Annotated in this window: 17 protein-coding genes; 11 read left to right on the top strand and 6 right to left on the bottom strand. The window is 59.0% G+C overall.

Annotated elements, in window-relative coordinates; all coding sequences use genetic code 11:
- Positions 1 to 72: 72 nt before the first annotated feature.
- From lpxC to ligA, 4 genes are all read left to right on the top strand, one after another.
- Entirely contained in the window at positions 73 to 1,005 is a 933-nt protein-coding gene (gene lpxC / locus AB8880_02420; GenBank protein ID XDZ66270.1) for a UDP-3-O-acyl-N-acetylglucosamine deacetylase, read from the top strand.
- 91 nt (positions 1,006 to 1,096) lie between these two features.
- Entirely contained in the window at positions 1,097 to 1,942 is an 846-nt protein-coding gene (locus AB8880_02415; GenBank protein ID XDZ66269.1) for an outer membrane protein assembly factor BamD, read from the top strand.
- A 3-nt stretch (positions 1,943 to 1,945) separates the two neighbouring features.
- Complete coding sequence (gene recN / locus AB8880_02410; GenBank protein ID XDZ66268.1) at positions 1,946 to 3,607, top strand: DNA repair protein RecN; 1,662 nt, start codon at positions 1,946 to 1,948, stop codon at positions 3,605 to 3,607.
- Between the two features lie 3 nt (positions 3,608 to 3,610).
- Entirely contained in the window at positions 3,611 to 5,689 is a 2,079-nt protein-coding gene (gene ligA / locus AB8880_02405; GenBank protein XDZ66267.1) for an NAD-dependent DNA ligase LigA, read from the top strand.
- Positions 5,690 to 5,714: 25 nt separating this feature from the next.
- Here ligA and AB8880_02400 read toward each other — a convergent pair whose 3' ends face one another.
- The 3 genes from AB8880_02400 to AB8880_02390 are packed head-to-tail and all read right to left on the bottom strand — an operon-like array spanning position 5,715 to position 10,632.
- Positions 5,715 to 7,466, bottom strand: a complete 1,752-nt coding sequence (locus tag AB8880_02400) for an aminopeptidase P family protein (GenBank protein XDZ66266.1) — start codon at positions 7,464 to 7,466, stop codon at positions 5,715 to 5,717.
- Positions 7,463 to 8,353 carry a 50S ribosomal protein L11 methyltransferase gene (locus AB8880_02395; protein ID XDZ66265.1) on the bottom strand — a complete coding sequence of 297 codons (891 nt, stop codon included), beginning with the start codon at positions 8,351 to 8,353 and terminating at the stop codon, positions 7,463 to 7,465. The genes AB8880_02400 and AB8880_02395 overlap by 4 nt, the downstream gene beginning before the upstream one ends.
- Positions 8,353 to 10,632, bottom strand: coding sequence for an ATP-dependent helicase (locus tag AB8880_02390; protein XDZ66264.1), 2,280 nt, complete (start codon positions 10,630 to 10,632; stop codon positions 8,353 to 8,355). The genes AB8880_02395 and AB8880_02390 overlap by 1 nt, the downstream gene beginning before the upstream one ends.
- Positions 10,633 to 10,764: 132 nt before the next feature.
- On the opposite strand from AB8880_02390, the gene AB8880_02385 reads away from it, so the two are divergent.
- Together AB8880_02385 and AB8880_02380 are read left to right on the top strand one after the other, a co-directional pair.
- Positions 10,765 to 11,508 carry a VacJ family lipoprotein gene (locus AB8880_02385; GenBank protein ID XDZ66263.1) on the top strand — a complete coding sequence of 248 codons (744 nt, stop codon included), beginning with the start codon at positions 10,765 to 10,767 and terminating at the stop codon, positions 11,506 to 11,508.
- Complete coding sequence (locus tag AB8880_02380) at positions 11,505 to 12,170, top strand: phospholipid-binding protein MlaC (protein ID XDZ66262.1); 666 nt, start codon at positions 11,505 to 11,507, stop codon at positions 12,168 to 12,170. Before AB8880_02385 ends, AB8880_02380 begins: the two co-directional genes overlap by 4 nt.
- Before the next feature lie 3 nt (positions 12,171 to 12,173).
- Here the strand turns inward: AB8880_02380 and ettA are convergent, their stop codons facing one another.
- Together ettA and AB8880_02370 are read right to left on the bottom strand one after the other, a co-directional pair.
- On the bottom strand, positions 12,174 to 13,853 hold the full coding sequence (ettA, locus tag AB8880_02375) for an energy-dependent translational throttle protein EttA (GenBank protein ID XDZ66261.1): 1,680 nt from the start codon (positions 13,851 to 13,853) through the stop codon (positions 12,174 to 12,176).
- Positions 13,854 to 13,893: 40 nt separating this feature from the next.
- Positions 13,894 to 14,514, bottom strand: coding sequence for a hypothetical protein (locus tag AB8880_02370; GenBank protein XDZ66260.1), 621 nt, complete (start codon positions 14,512 to 14,514; stop codon positions 13,894 to 13,896).
- A 180-nt stretch (positions 14,515 to 14,694) separates the two neighbouring features.
- Here AB8880_02370 and AB8880_02365 point away from each other — a divergent pair, with 180 nt between their 5' ends.
- From AB8880_02365 to AB8880_02355, 3 genes are all read left to right on the top strand, one after another.
- Positions 14,695 to 14,946: a DUF4212 domain-containing protein gene (locus AB8880_02365; protein XDZ66259.1), complete on the top strand. Its 252-nt coding sequence runs from the start codon at positions 14,695 to 14,697 to the stop codon at positions 14,944 to 14,946.
- Positions 14,947 to 14,956: 10 nt separating this feature from the next.
- A complete protein-coding gene (locus AB8880_02360) occupies positions 14,957 to 16,792 on the top strand; it encodes a sodium:solute symporter family protein (GenBank protein XDZ66258.1) in 1,836 nt (611 codons plus the stop codon).
- A 103-nt stretch (positions 16,793 to 16,895) separates the two neighbouring features.
- Positions 16,896 to 17,249, top strand: a complete 354-nt coding sequence (locus tag AB8880_02355; GenBank protein ID XDZ66257.1) for a hypothetical protein — start codon at positions 16,896 to 16,898, stop codon at positions 17,247 to 17,249.
- Between the two features lie 2 nt (positions 17,250 to 17,251).
- Here the strand turns inward: AB8880_02355 and AB8880_02350 are convergent, their stop codons facing one another.
- Positions 17,252 to 17,641 (bottom strand): hypothetical protein, encoded by a 390-nt coding sequence (locus AB8880_02350; GenBank protein XDZ66256.1) that lies wholly within the window; start codon positions 17,639 to 17,641, stop codon positions 17,252 to 17,254.
- Between AB8880_02350 and AB8880_02345 the strand changes: the two genes are divergently transcribed.
- Together AB8880_02345 and rpoH are read left to right on the top strand one after the other, a co-directional pair.
- Positions 17,640 to 18,686 carry an RluA family pseudouridine synthase gene (locus tag AB8880_02345; protein XDZ66255.1) on the top strand — a complete coding sequence of 349 codons (1,047 nt, stop codon included), beginning with the start codon at positions 17,640 to 17,642 and terminating at the stop codon, positions 18,684 to 18,686. The genes AB8880_02350 and AB8880_02345 overlap by 2 nt on opposite strands.
- A gap of 30 nt (positions 18,687 to 18,716) precedes the next feature.
- Complete coding sequence (gene rpoH / locus AB8880_02340) at positions 18,717 to 19,625, top strand: RNA polymerase sigma factor RpoH (GenBank protein XDZ66254.1); 909 nt, start codon at positions 18,717 to 18,719, stop codon at positions 19,623 to 19,625.
- The last annotated feature ends 20 nt before the right edge of the window (positions 19,626 to 19,645 follow it).

Below are 19,645 nucleotides of genomic sequence, written 5' to 3'. Positions count from 1 at the left end.
AAATATATATGTTTTCGGGTGGTAGCAATTTTCTGCTGCAGAACAACCAAAAATAATATCGATCAACAGCGCATGCATATCAATCAGCCCTATCAGACAACCCTGTCACGATCCGTCAGCCGCAGCGGCATCGGGCTGCATTCGGCACGGCTGGTTGATCTGACCCTGCATCCCGCGCCTGCGGATACCGGCATCGTCTTTCGCCGGCTTGACGTCTCGAGCGTGGATTGCGAAATCCCGGCGCTGAGTTGCAATATCGCCGATACCATGCTGAATTCCCGCATCATGAACGACGATGGCGTGACCGTCGGCACGGTTGAGCATCTCATGGCCGCCTTTGCCGGCCTTGGCGTGGATAACGCCTATATCGATATTAACGCCGCCGAACTGCCTGCCATGGATGGCAGCGCCCTTCCCTATTGCGCGCTCCTTCACGAGGCCGGAATTACCGACCTTAAAACCCCGCGCCAGTATCTCAAGGTGATCAAGCCTGTGTGCATCGAAACCGAAAGATCGAGCGCTGAAATCACCCCATCGGATCGTCTTGAGATTGACGTCAGCATCGCCTTTGATGATGAGTTTATCGGCCAGTCCCAGTATTTCTATGTCCACGATGACACCAGTTTCGAGGATGAACTCGCTGCCGCAAGAACATTCTGCCTTTACCCGGACCTGACCAGATTGCGCGCCGCCGGCTATGCGCTTGGCGGTTCTCTCGATAACGCGATCGTCGTTGATAACGGCAAGATTCTCAACGAAGACGGTTTGCGCTTCACCGACGAATTTGTCCGCCACAAAACCCTTGATTGCCTGGGTGATCTCTATCTTGCAGGCCACCACATCCTCGGGCATATCACCGCCCGCCAGCCGGGTCATGCCGTCAACAACCGGCTGCTCGAAGCCCTGCTTGCCGATGAAAGCGCCTGGGTGCTTGTTGATGGCCTTGAGAAGATCAACGACCATACCCTGCCGAAATCTGCCCGGCAGGTTGCGGCCTACACATAACACCCCCAACCCCGCTCTTTACCCTTTCCCTTATTGGCTCTTCATCGTATGTTAAAACGGTAGTTTCGCACCGTGGATATGGAGCCCCGCCTTGCCTGATCGATCCAGTTTCTTTCCGCAGCGCCTGTTTCCGTTTGCCCGTGCCGTTCTCTGCGGACTGCTTCTGGGCATCATCGCGGGCTGTTCTTCGAGCGATGATATCCCCGTTCAGGTCGAACGCTCCGCCGAAGAACTCTATAACGACGCCATGAATGAAGTGATGAATGGCACCGTGCTAAACGCCTCGCCTCTCTTTGATGAAGTGGAACGCCAGCATCCCTATTCGAAATGGGCAACCAAGGCGCAACTGATGTCGGCCTGGGCGCTGTATCAGTCCAATCAGTATCCTTCCGCCATCGCCGCCCTTGACCGGTTCATCGAACTCAACCCCGCGCATGAGGATATCGACTACGCCTATTACCTCAAGGCCCAGTCCTATTATGAGCAGATCGTCGATGTCGAACGCGACGCCGGCATGACAATTCTCGCCCGGGAGGCCTTCACCGCGCTTCTCAACCGGTTCCCTGATAGCGACTACACCCGTGATGCCCGGCTGAAACTCGACCTCACCAACAGCCATCTGGCGGGCAAGGAAATGGCCGTGGGCAGGTTCTATCTCAAACGCCAGCATTACGACGCCGCCATTCGCCGCTTTGCCACCGTGATAAAGGACTACGACACCTCCAACCAGGTTCCGGAAGCACTTTACCGGATGGTTGAGGGCTATCTTGCCCTTGGACTTGATGCCGAGGCGGAACGCACCGCCGCGGTCCTGCGATACAACTACGCGGATTCGATCTGGTCCGAACGGATGCTCCGGCTCATTGACATGCCGGAAAAGAACCACGATCCCAGCCTTTTTGATCGTCTCCTGGAGAAGGCGACCTCGGTGTTCTGATTTATGCTCACGCGCCTCGATGTCCGCAATGTAGTGCTGATAGACAAACTCAGCCTTGATTTCTCATCAGGGCTGACGGTGCTGACCGGCGAAACCGGCGCCGGCAAATCCATCCTCCTTGACTCGCTTGGCCTCGCGCTGGGGAGCCGCGCGAATTTTGATCTCATCGGCCGTCATGATGACAGGGCCGACGTGATCGCCTCTTTTGACCTGCCGCTGACACATCCGGTGATGGCCCTTTTGGAAGAGGCGGGGATTGAAAGCGATGGCGAGATCATCCTCCGCCGCCAGTTGCGGGAAGGCAAATCTCCCGCCCATATCAACGATATGCCGGTCTCGGCCAGTTTTCTGCGTCAGGTGGGGGATGCGCTGGTGGAAATCCAGGGGCAGTTTGAAGGCCGCGGCCTGCTGGATATCAGCACCCATCGCAGCCTGCTGGATCGTTTTGCCGGCACGCTTGATGCCGCCGAGGCGCTGGCCCGGCTCTGGCAGGACTGGCAGGAAAAAAGGGCGGCACTCACCCGCATGGAAGCAGAGCTTGAACGGGCAAGGGCAGATGAAGACTGGCTCCGCGATGCCGTCGCCCAGCTTGATGAGATCAACCCCGCCGAAGATGAGGAAGACAGCCTCAATGCCGAACGCAGACTTCTGGCCAATGTTACCCGCATCGCCGAAGCTCTTCAGACGATGGAAATGGCGATTGCCGGAGAAAACGGCGCTTCCTCGATGCTGGCATCGGCCCTGAAGGCCCTTGATCGTCTTGACGACAGCGCAGGCGGGATGCTCGCCCCGCTCAGCGGCGCTCTTGGCCGGGCGGAGGTTGAGCTTGAAGAAAGCCTCTCGGCTCTTGCCGACCTCAAGGACCGGCTTGAGGCGGATCCGGGGCGTCTTTCTTATATCGAAGACCGGCTTCACGCCCTCCGCAGCCAGGCGCGCAAACATCAGGTCACCGTGGCTGAACTTCCACGCCTTCATGAGGATCTGGCCGACCGGCTTGCTGGCCTCGATGATCAGTCCGGCGGGATCACGGCGCTGGCCATCGCCGCGGATGAGGCAGGCCGGGCGTATAAAAACCATGCCGACGCCCTTTCCGAAGCCCGGCGCAAGGCCGCCGCCGAACTTGACGCCAGCGTGATGGAGGAATTGCCGCCCCTGAAACTCGAAGCAGCCGAGTTCAGGACAGTGATCGATGAGCTTGAGGAATCACGCTGGGGGCCCGCAGGCAAGGACCAGGTCCGCTTTGAAGCCAGCACCAATCCGGGCACGAAGACAGGGCCGATCGACCGCATTGCGTCCGGCGGTGAACTGGCGCGGTTTCTGCTTGCCCTCAAGGTTGTTCTCGCCGATTTATCGGCGCCGATGACCCTTATTTTTGATGAAGTCGACAGCGGCGTTGGCGGCGCGGTTGCTGCCGCGGTAGGCAGCCGCCTTGCCCGTCTTGGCGAAAGCCTGCAATGCCTTGTCATCACCCATTCCCCGCAGGTGGCGGCCCGGGGCGGATCACATTTCCTGATCCGGAAACGAGAAACCGGCACAGGGCTGATCAGCCGGGCGGAACCTCTTGATGCGGAACAGCGGGTTGAAGAGATCGGCCGCATGCTGGCCGGCAAGACACTTACATCCGAAGCCCGGGCAGCCGCGCTCCGCCTGCTTGAACTGGAGTGAGGCATGGCAGAAAAACCTGACATTGCCAGCATGACGGATATTGAGGCGGCGGCCGAACTCAGGGCCCTGGCGGCGGCCATCGCCCATCATAACCAGCGCTATCATGGCGATGACGACCCGGAGATCACCGACGCCGAATTTGACGCGCTGATGCGCCGCAACACCGCCCTTGAAGAAGCCTTTCCCCATCTTGTCCGCGCCGACAGCCCGGCGCTGGTGGTGGGGGCGGCGCCCAAATCCGGCTTTGCCAAAAAACGCCACCGGGTTCCGATGCTCTCTCTCGGCAACGCTTTCGATGACGAAGACGCCCGGGAATTTGATGAACGTATCCACCGGTTTCTGAGCCTTTCGCCGGAAACCCCCATCGCCTATTCCGTTGAACCCAAGATTGACGGGCTGTCGATCAGCCTGCGCTATGAGAACGGCGTTCTCACCGAAGCGATCACCCGCGGCGACGGCACCGAAGGCGAGGATGTAACCGTGAACGTGAAAACCATTGCCGATATTCCGCATCGGCTCCGCGGCCCGGCACCGGAGATTGTCGAAATCCGGGGTGAGATCTATATCGGCAAGGCTGATTTTCTGATCCTCAACAAGGCCCAGCAGGATAGAGGCGGCAAGGTTTTCGCCAACCCGAGAAATGCCGCCGCAGGCTCGCTCCGGCAGAAGGATCATGCGATCACCGCATCGCGTCCCCTGCGCTGCTTTGTCTATGCCGCCGGGGAAATGTCGCGCCCCGTTGCCGAAACCCATGATGGGTTTCTGGCCGCGCTCCGCACCTGGGGGTTTCCTGTCAATCCCCTCACCCTCACGGCCCGGGACATGACCGCCGCGCTTGCGCATTACCAGGCCATCAGCGAGGCCCGCCCGACACTCGATTACGATATCGACGGGGTTGTCTATAAGGTGAACCGGCATGACTGGCAGACAAGGCTTGGCCAGGTCAGCCGTTCCCCGCGCTGGGCGATTGCCCATAAATTCCCTGCCGAAAAAGCCGAAACCATCCTTCAGGGCATTGATATTCAGGTTGGCCGCACCGGCGCGCTCACCCCGGTGGCGCGGCTTCGCCCGATCACCGTTGGCGGCGTGGTCGTATCCAACGCCACCCTTCATAATGAAGATTACATTCGCGACAAGGGCATCATGATCGGCGATACGGTACGGATACAGCGTGCCGGCGACGTCATCCCGCAGGTGCTCGACGTGATCACGGAAAAACGCCCCGGGAATGCTGCTCCTTTTATCTATCCCGAAACCTGCCCTTCCTGCGGCAGTCCGGCGATCCGCCCCGAAGGCGAAGCTATCCGGCGCTGCACGGGGCAGCTTTCCTGCCCGGCGCAGGTGGTGGAAAGGCTCAAGCATTTTGTCTCCCGGGATGCGTTCGATATCGACGGGCTTGGCAGCCGGCTGGTGGAAGAGCTCTACCAGGATGGGCTTCTGAAGGATCCGGCGGATATTTTCGCTCTTCCCGGCAGGACAGTCGAACTTGCCGCCCGCGAAGGCTGGGGGGAAGTTTCCGCACGAAACCTCGCCGATGCCATCGTTCAGCGACGCCGCATTGATCTTGATCGCGTCATCTATTCGCTGGGGATTCGCCAGATCGGGCAGGCCACCGCCAAGCTTCTGGCCCGGCATTATCTTTCCATCCCGGCGCTGATCGAGGCGGCAACCGATGCCGCGGGACATGAAGGCCCGGCCTGGGAAGATCTTGTCCGGATTGACCAGATCGGCGCCAGCGTGGCCGGTGATCTCATCGCCTTTTTCAATGATCCCCATAACCGAACGGTTCTTGACAAACTGCTCCGGGAAATCGAGACCATCGCCCCCGAAGCCGTGGCCGCCGACAGTCCTGTTTCCGGCAAGACCGTCGTCTTCACCGGCACACTCGCAACCATGAGCCGCGCCGAGGCAAAAGCCAGAGCCGAGGCATTGGGGGCCAAAGTGGCAGGGTCGGTCTCCGCCCGGACAGATTATGTGGTGGTTGGCGCCGATGCCGGCAGCAAAGCCCGCAAGGCCGAAGAACTGGGGCTTGCCATCCTTACCGAAGACGACTGGATAACCCTCATCGGCGGGCAGACCTGATCCGGGGGATCACCCTGATCCGGCGTTAGTTGCCCCGCCCGAGCGGAGCCGTGAATTCGGCAAGCCAGGCCTCCGCCCTTGCATCACCGCGCCGCGCCACAAGGGGGCTGATCTCCCGCCGCACTCTTTCGTGATACGCATCAACCCATTCAGTCTCCGCCTCGCTCATCAGTTCAGGCCGGATCAGGCGCCGGTCAAAAGGCACCAGCGTGAGCGCTTCAAATTCAAGATTGCCGTCGTCGCCCTCGACCACAAGAACAAGATTTTCCGTCCGGATGCCGAAGCCACCCGTCACATAGTAGCCCGGTTCGTTTGACAGCACCATCCCGGGGCGGATCTGGGCGGCGCCTCGCCTGGAAATGCTGGCCGGCCCTTCATGCACGCCGAGGCAGCACCCGACCCCATGACCGGTGCCGTGATCGTAATCCATGCCCTGCTGCCACAGCGGCGCGCGGGTGATGGCATCGAGCTGCATTCCTGTCGTGCCATGGGGGAATCGCGTCCTGTCAAGGGCGATATGCGCGCGCAGAACATGGGTATAGGCCTCCGCCATCTCGTCGCTGGGTGTACCGGTCGCCACCGTCCGGGTGATATCGGTGGTGGCATCACGATACTGGCCGCCGCTGTCAATGAGGCAGAGATTGTCCCTCGGAACAGGCTGGTCCTGCCCCGCTACAGCCCGGTAGTGAACAATCGCGCCATTGGCGCCACCGCCGCAGATACTGGCAAAACTGGGGCTGAGAAAGCCGTCTTCCTGCTGCCTGAATTCGATCAGTTTCTCCGCCACCTCGGTCTCTCTTGGCTGGGCTTGCCGGAGGGTATCGTCAAACCAGGCAAGAAAGCGGATCATCGCCACGGCATCACGTTGATGGGCGGCCCGGAACCCGTCGGCTTCCGCGCTTGTCTTCTCGGCCTTCATCGCCACGATCGGCAGCACCGCTTCGATGGGCGCTGCACCGAGCATCTGCCAGATCGCAACCGGGCAGGTGGATGGATCAACCATGACGCTGCCCTTCTGCCCTGACAAGATCGCCGAAAGCTGGCCAGGTGCGGCAAAGGCAAGATGGTCCTGATCGATCTCATCGAATCGCCCGGCATCGGCAAAGATCGTTACCTCACCTGAAGCGCTGAGAAGGGCAAAGGCCAGGATAACCGGGGTATGGGCAAGGTCGCCCCCCCGGATGTTCAGGAGCCACGCCAGCGACGCCGGATCACTGATGATCATGGCGGCGGCGGCGGGATTCGCCTTCTTCATGGCGTTGATGGTCCGCTCGATTTTCTCGCCCCGGCCAGCCCCGGCAACAGCGGGTGAAAACCCCCAGGCCTTGCTGGCGGGAGGCGGCGGCCGATCTGCCCAGTCAAGATCAATCGGGTTGGCGGAAACCGGCCTGAGACGGATCCCTTCAGGCTTGAGCGCGGTTTCATACATGCGATGCTGGTCCACGGTCATGAGCCAGGGGTCAAACCCCAGCCTGCCGCCCTTGACATGTTCCCTGATCCAGTCCGTCGTCGAGCGTTCCGGCACGGTAAATGTCTGCCAGTCATCGGATGTCTGCACCTGCATCTGGAGCGTATAGCGGCCATCGCTGAAAAGCGCCGCCTGATCTGGGGTGACCACCGCCGTTCCGGCTGAGCCCGTGAACCCGCTGACATGGGCAAGGCGCTCGTCGGAAGCCGGCACTTCCTCGCCGGAAAAACAGTCCCCGCGCGGGATCAGGAACGCATCAAGGCGTTCTTTTTTGAGCCTCTCCCTCAATGTCTTCAGCGTTCTGCTCATCTTGCATTTCTTCCGTGTTCCATCACCAGCGCGGACCAGCCGTGAAAGATCACCTCATCTTTGAGCTCAAGCCCATGCCCGGCATGTGCCTTGATAACCTCTTCTGCCTGATCTTCGAGCAATCCAGAGAGGATCAGCACGCCATCCGCGGCAAGGCATGCCGCCGCATCAGCGGCCATCTCGACAAGCGGGCCCGGCAGGATATTGGCCAGGATCATATCATAAGGGCCTGCCCCCTGCACCAGATCATCCCTGTAGCCATCGGAGACACCTGCCGTGATTACGCCATCCACCGCGTTATCCCGCGCGTTCTGGGCTGCGACCTTCACCGCAACCGGGTCATTATCCACCGCAATGACCGTTGCCCCGGGGCGGAGCTTGGCGGCGGCCACGGCCAGAATCCCGCTGCCGCAGCCGATATCGGCGATGCGCGGGGCATTGCCCGCGGGCAGATGCTTTTCCAGCATGGTGATACAGCCATGGGTGGTTCCATGGGTGCCGGAGCCAAACGCCTGACCGGCATCAAGACAGATCCCGATCTTTCCATCCGGCACCGGCACTGTTATGTGACTGCCATAAATCCAGAAGCAGCCGATATCGAGCGGCGGGAAGGATTTGCGATTCTCGCTCAGCCAGTCTCTTGCCGGCAGTCGGGCAATTTCAAGGGCGCTGGCAGCCTGCCCCGTGATGGCGGCGGCGGCGTCAAGCGCTGCTTGAACTCTCTCTCTTTCCGGTGCTTCGGTAGAGATGATGCAAATCATCCAGGGGTCTTCGTCGCGGGCACGATGAAGGGTCACGGCTTCGGTTTCTGCCGCGGCCTCGACCATTTCGGCAAAAGCATCGGCCTGATCCGACACCGTAAAGCTGATCTGCCACAACGCCGACATCAGCCCCCCTTCCGGACCAGGGTGACAAATCCTGCCACCACCTTTTTATCTCCCGCCTTGTCAAAAGCGATGCTGAGCTTGTCGCCATCCACCGACATGACATCGCCATTGCCGAATTTCTGATGAAAGACGCGGTCACCAGGCTGAAAGGCAGATGCGCCCACAAGACCGGGGCTGTGTTCCGCCGGAGCCCGCGCCGGGGCAAGGCCGTTGCGCTGGCGTTCCTTGAGCCGCGCCCATCCGGGCCCGTATCCCGATGCCGCTGTCGGCGTCAGTTGTGAAAAATCGGTATTGATCGCCGCCCCCGTTGCCGGGATCATGCCCTGTTCGGTCTCCTCGCGGATATTTTCTCCGGGGAGTTCGGCCATAAACCGAGATGGAACAGCGCTTTGCCAGAGCCCGTGCACACGTCTTGAGGACGCATAGGAAATATGCAGCCGGCGCCGCGCCCGGGTGATGCCGACATAGGCAAGGCGACGTTCTTCCTCAAGGCCCGCACCACCTTTCTCGTCGAGGGTGCGCTGGGAAGGAAAGATACCCTCCTCCCACCCGGGCAGGAAGACAACATCGAACTCGAGCCCTTTGGCGGCGTGGAGTGTCATCAGCGTGACCTCGCCTTCGGCACCGGTATTCTCGCCATCCATGACCAGCGAGATATGTTCAAGAAACCCGCCGAGACTGTCAAAACTCTCCATGGCTGAGACAAGTTCCTTCAGGTTTTCGAGTCTGCCTTCGGCTTCGGGGGTTTTCTGGGCCTGCCACATGGCCGTATAGCCGGACTCGTCCAGCACCTTCATCGCAAGCTCGGTATGCGGCAGGGTTTCGGTATCCTTTCTCCAATGCGCGAACATGTTGACGATCAGGGCAAGGTTGCGCCGCGCCGCCGCCTTGAGCTCATCGGTGCCGAGCAGCATTTCCGCCGCCGCCAGCATCGGCATCTGCCGGCTGCGGGCAAGTTGGTGAATGGTCTGGATCGTGGCGGCGCCGATGCCGCGCCGGGGCGTGTTGATGATACGCTCAAAGGCCAGGTCATCCGCGGGCTGCGCAATCACCCGCAGATACGCGACCGCATCACGGATTTCCTGCCGTTCATAGAATTTCGCGCCGACAACGCGATACGGCAGGCCGATCTGGATGAACCGTTCCTCGAATTCCCGTGTCTGGAATCCGGCCCGGACAAGGACAGCCATTTCATCATAGCCGGCCTCACCCTTCCGGATGAGGCTTTCGATCGTATCGGCCACACCGCGGGCTTCGCTCATGCCGTCCCAGTACCCCGATACATCGATCGGCTCGCCTTTCTCGATGCTGGTATATAGAGATTTGCCAAGCCGGGTCTCGTTATTGGCGATGAGGGCAGAAGCCGCTTCGAGAATATGCCCGGTGGATCGGTAATTCTGCTCAAGCCGGATCGTCACCGCTTCCGGGTAGACCTCCCCGAATTTGAGCATGTTGCCGATTTCGGCCCCGCGCCAGCCGTAAATCGACTGATCATCATCACCGACGCAGCAGATATTGCGGTTTTTCTGCGCCAGAAGCCGGATCCACAGATACTGGGCAAGATTGGTATCCTGATACTCATCGACCATCAGATGCGTGATACGGCCGTGATATTCCGCCAGAATATCCGGGTTTTCATTGAAAACCGTCAGATTATGAAGCAGCAGATCACCAAAATCACAGGCATTGAGCTCCAGAAGTCGGCGCTGGCACTGGCGATAGAGATCAATCCCCGTCCCTTCGCCAAGCTCGATTTCTTCCGCCGGGCTGACTTTATCCGGCGTCAGCCCCTTGTCCTTCCAGCGGCTGATCGTGGCCAGCAGCATCCGCGGCGGGAATCGCTTCGGGTCAAGCCCGGCCGCCTCCAGCAGTTGCTTGATCAGGCGAAGCTGGTCATCGGTATCAAGGATGGTGAAATTTGATTTCAGCCCGACGCATTCCGCATGACGCCGGAGAATCCGCGCCGCAAGGGCATGGAATGTGCCGAACCAGACCTGCTCGACCGCCGGGCCAATCATCGCGGCCACGCGCTCCTTCATTTCCCGCGCCGCCTTGTTCGTGAAGGTGACGGCAAGGATATTCCAGGGCTTGGCAGCACCCGTGGCAAGAAGATGGGCAAGCCGGGAGGTCAGGACGCGTGTCTTGCCTGTTCCCGCGCCCGAAAGCACCAGAAGCGGGCCATCAAGATGCTGAATCGCCTCAAGCTGCGCGGGGTTGAGCCCCTGAAGCCAGGGGCGGGATATATCATCGGAGACTGCCGAAAGAACATCTTGAACCATACATGTTATGTAGCACGCCAGGCAGGGTTGGGGTAGCCCTCGAGGAAGCAAATCAGCACAGATAATCTGCCTTTGAAGTTGATTTTGCGGCATTGATTGCATAGGCTATCGACAGATCAGGAGGGCGATGCCGTGCGGCAGATACTTCTCACGCTTATAGCAGGGTTAACCTTGTCTCTGGCTGGTTGCGCCGGAACACCGGACAATCTTGTGAGCGATTCCCGCGACCCTTATGAAGCCACCAACCGCAAGATCTACGCCTTCAACATGGGGGTGGATGACCTGGTGCTTGAACCTGCGGCAAAAGGGTATCGCAAACTGCCTTCCCCGGTGCGCACCGGCCTGACCAACCACGTCACCTGGACATCCTATCCGGGCACGGCGGTGAACTCCGCCTTGCAGGGCAAGGTTGAAAACGCTGCTCTTGCCACTATACATTTCCTCATGAACAGCCTGACCCTCGGCTTTGTCGATCTTGTCGAAGATGACGAACCCGAGCGGGAGGATTTCGGCCAGACTCTCGCCTTTTGGAGCGCCCCTGAAGGCCCGTATATCATGGCCCCCCTGTTCGGCCCGGGCACCGTGCGGAGTCACACAGGTCTGATCGTCGATATCCTGACCAACCCGCTCGGCCAGCTTGGTGAGCCGGCATTGGAGACGGTCCAGCTCATCGGTGCACCCGCCGGCGCGGTGACGTTCCGGGGCAATAATTTTGACCAGATCAATGAGGTCAAATACAACGCCCTTGATCCATACGCAAAGACGCGCTCGATCTTTCTTCAGTTCCGGGAAGGCCAGATCAACGACGGCGATACCTCCGCCCCGAGCGCGGCCGATACCGAATTTGACCAGTTTTTCAGTGATCAGAAAGAATGACAGAGTCGTTTCCAGCAACCAGTCTTTTTCGATTTGGCCGGGTGATCCTGCTGGTGGCCACCGCCCTCTCTTTCTCTGCCATGGCCAGCGCCGATTCCAGGCTGGAAAAAAGCGTGGAACTGGTCGATGCGCTGGTCGGCGATATCATGACGGTGGTGGGATCGGACCCGACCCCGGCGAAAGTCCGGATGGAAACCGAACGCATCATCGACACCTATTTTGATTATGACATCATCGCCCGTTTTGCCGCGGGCAATGCCTGGCGCAGCGCGACCGATGCGGAAAAAACAGCCTATCTCAAGGCATTTCGTGAAATTCTTCTGTCTCTCGCCGAAACCCAGTTCGACTATTTCAACTCTCTTGAATACGCATCCAGGGGCGCGACAGAAAAGGGCAGCAAACTCGTTGTTGTTCACGGGGAGATCCGCGACAAAACCGGTGAACTTCCCAATACGAACGTCTCCTGGCGCATCCGGACACGGCCGGATCAGCCGCCGCGCATCATTGACATCGAAGTTGAAAATATCTCCATGCTGATCACCCAGCAGCAGGAAAATACCGCCATCATCAACAGCAATGGCGGGGCATTTCAGGCCTTGATCGACAGCCTCAACACCCAGGCCATGGAGATCAGGGCCGCCGCCGCTTCAACCCCGAACTAGATCTTATCTGCTGATCGGCTTGTACTTGATCCGGGTGGGTTGATCCGCGCTGGCCCCGAGGCGGCGACGCCGATCTTCCTCATAGGATTGCCAGTTGCCCTCAAACCATTCGACATGGCTGTTGCCCTCAAAAGCCAGAATATGCGTCGCGATCCGGTCAAGGAACCAGCGATCGTGGGTGATCACCACCGCGCATCCGCCGAATTCAAGCAACGCTTCTTCAAGCGCCCTAAGCGTATCGACGTCAAGATCATTGGTCGGCTCGTCAAGAAGCAGCAGATTGCAGCCGGATTTGAGCATCCTTGCGAGATGAACCCGGTTTCGCTCACCGCCGGAAAGCTGCCCGACACGTTTCTGCTGATCGCTGCCCCGGAAATTGAATTGCCCGACATATGCCCTTGAGGCCACCACGCGCTTGCCCAGTTCGATCTCGTCATGGCCATCTGAAATGACTTCCCAGACCGTCTTGCTGCCGTCGAGCGCGTCCCGGGACTGGTCCACATACGCCATCTTGACGGTTTCCCCGACACGCAGCTCGCCCGCATCCGGTTTGTCCTGCCCGGTGAGCATCCGGAAGAGCGTTGTCTTGCCGGCCCCGTTCGGGCCGACCACCCCGACAATCCCCCCGGGCGGCAGGCGGAAATCGAGGTTGTCGATCAGCAGTTTCTCCCCGAATGCCTTGTTGAGGCCGCTGGCCTCGATCACGACATTGCCAAGCCTTGGCCCGGGCGGAATATGGATACGTGCCGCCTCGCCATGGGCTTCATGCTGCTGTTCAAGAAGCTGTTCATAGGCCTGCAGACGTGCCTTGGATTTGGCCTGCCGCGCCCGCGGTGCCGAACGCACCCATTCGAGCTCCCGGGCCAGAACCCGGTTGCGTGCCTCTTCGGTACGGCCTTCCTGTTCGAGCCGTTTCTGTTTCTGCTCAAGCCAGCCTGAATAATTGCCCTGATACGGGATGCCATGGCCGCGATCAAGTTCGAGAATCCAGCCTGCCACCTCATCGAGAAAATACCGGTCATGGGTGATGGTGACCACGGTGCCGGGAAAATCATGGAGGAAACGCTGCAGCCAGGCGACACTCTCGGCATCGAGGTGGTTTGTCGGCTCGTCGAGCAGCAGGATTTCCGGCGCGCTCAGCAGAAGCTGGCAGAGGGCAACACGCCTCTTCTCCCCGCCGGAGAGGTTTTCCACCCCCCAGTCCGATGGCGGCAGCCGCAGGGCATCCATGGCAATCGACGCCTTGCGCTCGAGGTCCCAGGCATCGGCGGCATCGATCTTTTCCTGAAGCTCACCCTGCTCCATGATGAGCGCGTTCATTTCATCATCGCTCATCTCTTCGCCGAAACGGGCGCTGATCTCGTTAAACCGGTCCACCAGCTGCTTTGCCTCGCCCATGCCGAGCATGACGTTTTCAAGCACATTGAGCTCCTTGTCCAGCTCCGGCTCCTGCGGCAGATAGCCGATCTTGATCCCGTCCGCGGCCCAGGCTTCACCCTGATATTCCGTCTCAACCCCGGCCATGATCCTGAGCAGGGTGGATTTCCCCGCCCCGTTGATCCCGAGCACCCCGATCTTTGCCCCGGGCAGAAAAGACAGGGAAATGTCCTTCAGCACTTCCTTGCCCCCGGGCCAGGTCTTGCTCAGGCGGCTCATGGTGTAGACATATTGGGGATTGGCCATGGAAATATTTCCTCCGGGAAAACTGAAAACTGCCTTTAGGTTATAGACCAGTCAGGATGGCTTCGGGAACAAGAATCTCCTTGATTTCCCGGCGAATGCCGATCCATCGCATATGGATGGAGTTGCGAACGATCTCTTCATCCTGCGCCTTGAGCTCATCGGCAATCGGCGCCCAGCGGATCAGGGCATCAGCGCTTGACTGGAACGCATTGGCCCCTTCCGCCATGTCGATCCAGGCGGCGACGCCGGAACGGGCCTTGCCGCGGGCAATCATGGCATCGAACTCCTCCGGCGCGATGTCATCCTGCTCATAGCCCGAAAGTATCCCGACAATGATCCGTTCAGCAAGTTTTTTTGCCTCTTCCGGGCTGGCCTCCCCGCGGCTGACCATCAGCCCGCCATAGAAAATGGCAAGGTCAGCCACCGCCGCCCCGAAAATATGCCAGCGGGCCATTTTCATGGAGACAAGATAGGTTTCATTTTCAAAAAGTTTCGGATACTGCGTCCCGGCCCGGGTTTTGATATAGGTATAGAGCGAAACCTGGGAGACAAACGCCGCCTGCTTTTCGGTATAGGCGACCAATTCGTCCAGCGACCGGAGCGGCGCCGGCGGCGTCAATCCCAGATATCGTTGAATTTTCCTGAAAAGTTCAAAAGCCAACTTGTCCCCCGGGGCCGGTTTTACGCATTTTTCTTGCTATTCCTTCATATGTGTAAGATATTTATCTGATCTGCAATAGCAGAATTCGTCTACATAATCTCTTGGGGGAGAGATCATGCTAGTCTTCCCCTCGGTTTATGTGTTGGTGCCCTCACGGGCGTGTTAACATGGGGGAGGACAATGAGTAAATCATCCTCAAGTGATCGCGAACTCCACTGGCAGAAAACAAAGCTGCTGACCGTGATCACTCTAATCATCTGGTATTTCTTTTCGTTTGAAATCCATCTCTGGGCTGACGCACTGAATACCGCCGGCTTCCCCGGTGGATATTTCATGGCTGGCCAGGGTGCACAGGTTGCCTTTGCTATTCTCGTCTTCTGGTTTGCACGCCAGCAGGACAAGATCGACGCCGAACATGGCGTAGCCGAATAAGGGGGAAACAATGCTGAAACTCGATGGTGGTTTTATCCAAAACCTTGGCCGAGTCTACGGGTTGTATACCCTTGGATTTCTCGGCTTCGTAATCCTGATGGCGATCCTTGAAGTCGCCGGTGTCTCCAATACAGTAATCGGCTGGCTTTTCGTTGCCTTCACCGTGGTCATCTACGCCTTTATCGGCGTCTTGTCGCGGACGATGGAATCAAGCCAGTATTATGTGGCCGGACGTGAAGTCCCTGCCGTATTCAACGGGATGGCAACAGCGGCGGACTGGATGTCCGGTGCGTCGTTCATCGCGATGGCCGGCGGGATCTATCTTAATGGCTATCCCTATATGGCATTCCTGGTGGGCTGGACCGGCGGTTACGTGCTGGTGGCCTCGCTCATCGCGCCATTCCTGCGCAAGTTCGGCTGTTACACCGTGCCGGACTTTATCGGTACACGTTATGGCGGCAACCTTGCCCGTCTCTTCGCCGTGATCATTCTGGTGGTGGCTTCCTTCACCTATGTGACGGCACAGATCACCGGCACCGGGATCGTCGCATCCCGTGCGCTCCAGATTCCATTTGAACTCGGGGTATGGATCGGTCTTGCCGGGATCCTGTTCTGTTCCATGCTTGGCGGTATGCGCGCCGTGACATGGACTCAGGTGGCCCAGTATATCGTGCTGATCATCGCCTATGTCATTCCGGTGTTCTGGATGTCCAACAAGCTTGGCTATGGTCTCATTCCGCATCTGGCCCAGTTTGATGCGGTCAACCGGGTGCAGGAACTCGAAGCCCTGCACAGCGTCAAGACCCTGCTGCCAACAGCTGATGCCCAGGCTCAGGCTGGCGGACTTGCAGCACTGAAGGTCGGGATCAACGATGCCGCAGCAACACCGATGGCCAAATGGAAGTTCTTCACCCTCGTGCTCTGCATGATGGCGGGAACGGCGTCACTGCCTCACGTGCTGATGCGTTACTTCACGACAGCTTCAGTCCGGGCTGCACGTCAGTCCGTGGGCTGGTCGCTTCTCTTCATCTGCCTTCTTTACCTGACGGCACCTGCGCTTGCGACCTTCACCAAACTGTCGCTGCTGGACCCGACTGTTGCAACCAGCATCATCGGCAAATCGGTGGCGGAAGTCTCTAATCTTGAGTGGATCCAGAAATGGAGCAGCGTCGGCTTCCTGAAGATCATTGACGGCAATGGCGATGGCCTGATCCAGATCAATGAATTCTTCATGAAAGGTGATATCGTGGTGCTGGCCACGCCTGAAATGGCAGGTCTGCCTTACGTGATCTCCGGGCTTGTTGCCGCAGGTGGTCTGGCCGCAGCCATGTCCACGGCGGATGGTCTGCTTCTGGCTATCGCCAACGCCCTTTCGCATGATCTCTACTACAAGATCATTGATCCGAAGGCGGAAACCAAGACTCGCCTGCTGGTGGCCCGTGCGCTGCTGCTGGTGGTTGGTGCCGCCGGTGCCTTTGTGGCTTCCATGAAGCTGACAGGTATCCTCGGTGCGGTGGCCTGGGCGTTCTGCTTTGCCAATTCCGGTCTGTTCTTCCCGCTGGTCCTCGGTGTCTGGTGGAAGCGGGCCAACCGTGCCGGTGCGCTGGCCGGGATGATTGGCGGCTTTGGTGCTGGTGCTGCATATCTCTATTATGTGCAGTTCGCCGGCGGCACACCCTGGCTTGGCCTTGATGGTCTGCGCTTCGGGATGATCGGCATGCCGGTCAGCCTGATCCTGATGATCATTGTCAGCCTGATGACCGAAGAGCCGGATGCCGAAACCCAGAAGATGGTTGAAGAAATCCGTGTTCCGGGTGGCAAGACTCTTCTGGACGCCGATCACTAAGCGATCGATTTCATGAATCTGGCCGGGGCAGGAATTTCTTCTTGCCCCGGTTTTTTATTGCCTGCTATCAATTAATCAGAGGGATTACCGGGGGGAGTTGAAGATGGACAGCGTATTTCCTTTATGGCTGATGCTCATGGATTACGCGCTTGGCGCCGTGATGTGGACACTGATAGGCCGTTTCGGCATGTCGATCTTTCTTGCTGAAAACTCCAGCTTCTTCTTCATGCGCATGTTCGTGCTGGCGACGAACCCGATCATCCGTCTGGCCCGGCCGATCACCCCCGCCTTCCTCATTGACCGGGTGGTGCCGCTCTATGTAGCCTGGTTTGTGTTCATGTTCCGGTTTTATGTGCTGCCGCTGATGATGGGGTATAGCGTCATGGGCGTGTTGTCCTTCCCGCTGGAAGGCGATATTGCCAAAATCATCTACGATATCGGTCAGATTTTCCGCTAGATCTAGCGCGCAACGAACCCGTATCCCGGCCCCGGGGTGATGGCAACCCGCCCCGTGATCTTGCGATCCTTGAGGTCAAGCAGCAGAATTTCCCCGTCACCGCCAGCCCCCCTGAACCTGAGAACGAGCTGGCCGTCTTCGCCCATATTGGCTTCCTCAAGCACCATGCCCTCGGGATGCTGGAATCCGGCTTCAACCACGGTATCGGAAAGACGATTGCCGACGCCCGTGGCAAGGCCGTAAGCCAGCAGCGCCAGCCCGAAGACGATGAGAATTGACATCACCACCACCGCCGCCTTGACGGGGCCGACCCAGGCCGGCATCGGCCTGTCTTCTGCCGCCGTGATTTCGGGCTGGCGATCTTCGCCGGGATTGTGCATATTGGCCGCCATGTCCGATCCTTTCATCATCACCTTGAGCGTACCGGCCGAAGCAAGCCCGGATCGTCTCGACCGCTGGCTTGCCCATCAGCTTTCAGCCTCTGCATCTGATAGCCCAGAGCATATCGAAGGGGCAAGGGATTTACCAGTCTTGTCCCGCTCGCGGATCAAGGCGCTTATCCTTGATGGCATGCTCACCCGTGATGGGGAAAGCATGACGGACCCGTCTTCTATGGTCTCCCCCGGGCAGAGTTTTGAGCTCTGTATTCCGGCACCTGCCCCGGCCGCACCGGCGGCGCAGGCCATACCGCTCGATATTCTCTATGAAGATGCGCATATCATCGTGATCGACAAACCCGCCGGGCTGGTTGTTCACCCGGCACCGGGCACGCCGGATGGCACCCTTGTGAACGCCCTCATCGCCCATTGCGGGGATCAGCTCACCGGCATAGGCGGGGAGAAGAGACCCGGCATTGTCCACCGGCTTGACAAGGATACAAGCGGCGTCATGATGGCCGCCAAGACAGATCAGGCGCACCAGCAATTGACCGAAATGTTCGCCGCCCATGATCTTGACCGTGTCTATACCGCCCTCGCCTGGGGTATCCTGCGGGAGCGGGAACAGACGATCGACGCCCCGATAGGACGCAGCAACCGCGACCGCAAGAAAATGTCGGTGACCGAAAAGGGGCGTGAGGCGATCACCCATCTTCACCTCCTCCGCTCCCTGCCACCGCTCGCCAGTGTCGTGGAATGTCGGCTTGAGACCGGACGCACCCATCAGATCCGCGTCCATCTTGCCAGTATCGGCCATGGCATTATCGGCGATGCGTCCTATGGAAGACAGATGCGGTCAGGCCAGATGCCGGATACGGCCATGCGTGATGCGCTGGCAGATCTTCGCGCCTTTCCGAGACAGGCCCTGCATGCAAGCCATCTTGGTTTTGCTCATCCCGTCACCGGTGAGATGATGGAGTTTACCACCCCGCTGCCGGAAGACATGCAGAAACTGATCAGGGATCTCGAAAGCGCCATCCGGGCCCGCGGCCATCTTTAAAACATAATCCGGCACTACTATATCTTATCCATGGACACGAAACTGACCAAATCCCAACTCCCCGCCACCATGCCCAATATCAGTCCTGAGGGCAATCTGGCGCGATATCTTGATGATATCCGGCGCTTTCCCATGTTGTCGGCCGAAGAGGAATACACCCTCGCCAAGGACTGGCGCGATCACGGCAATATCGAAGCCGCGCACAAACTGGTGACCTCCCATCTGCGGCTGGTGGCCAAGATCGCCATGGGCTATCGCGGCTATGGGCTGCCCATGGGGGAACTCATCGCCGAAGGAAATCTCGGCATGATGCACGCCGTCAAGAGGTTCGAGCCTGAAAAAGGCTTCCGGCTTTCCACCTATGCCATGTGGTGGATCAAGGCCAGCATCCAGGAATATATCCTTCGCTCATGGTCGCTGGTCAAGATCGGCACCACCGCCGCCCAGAAAAAGCTTTTCTTCAATCTTCGCCGCATCAAGGGGCAGATCAGGGCAGTTGAGGATGGTGATCTTTCAGCCGAACAGGTGGAACGCATCGCCGATGAGCTGAACGTCCCCGAAGATGAAGTGGTGAGCATGAATCGCCGCATGGCGGGCGGGGATCACTCGCTGAACGCCGCGGTCAGCAGCGACGGGGAGAGCATGGAATGGATGGACTGGCTGGTCGATGACCGGGAGACCCATGACGTCGCCTTTGAGGAAGCCGAGGAATACGATGCCCGCCGCAAACTTCTTGTTGAGGCCATGAAGGATCTGAACGAGCGTGAAATCGCCATCATCCAGGCCCGGAGATTGAGCGATACACCAGAGACGCTTGAAAACCTCTCCCAGCGTTTCGGGATCAGCCGTGAACGTGTCCGCCAGATTGAATCCCGCGCCTTTGAAAAACTTCAGCTTGCCGTACGCAACAGGGCAAGTGAGCAGAAACTGATCGGCTGAACCTGACCTTTACGCGCAGG

This window comes from Alphaproteobacteria bacterium LSUCC0684 (assembly GCA_041228335.1).
Taxonomy (GTDB): Bacteria; Pseudomonadota; Alphaproteobacteria; order Puniceispirillales; family UBA1172.
The sequence above is the reverse complement of the archived record's forward strand: the minus strand, read 5'-3'. Positions and strand labels throughout refer to the sequence as shown.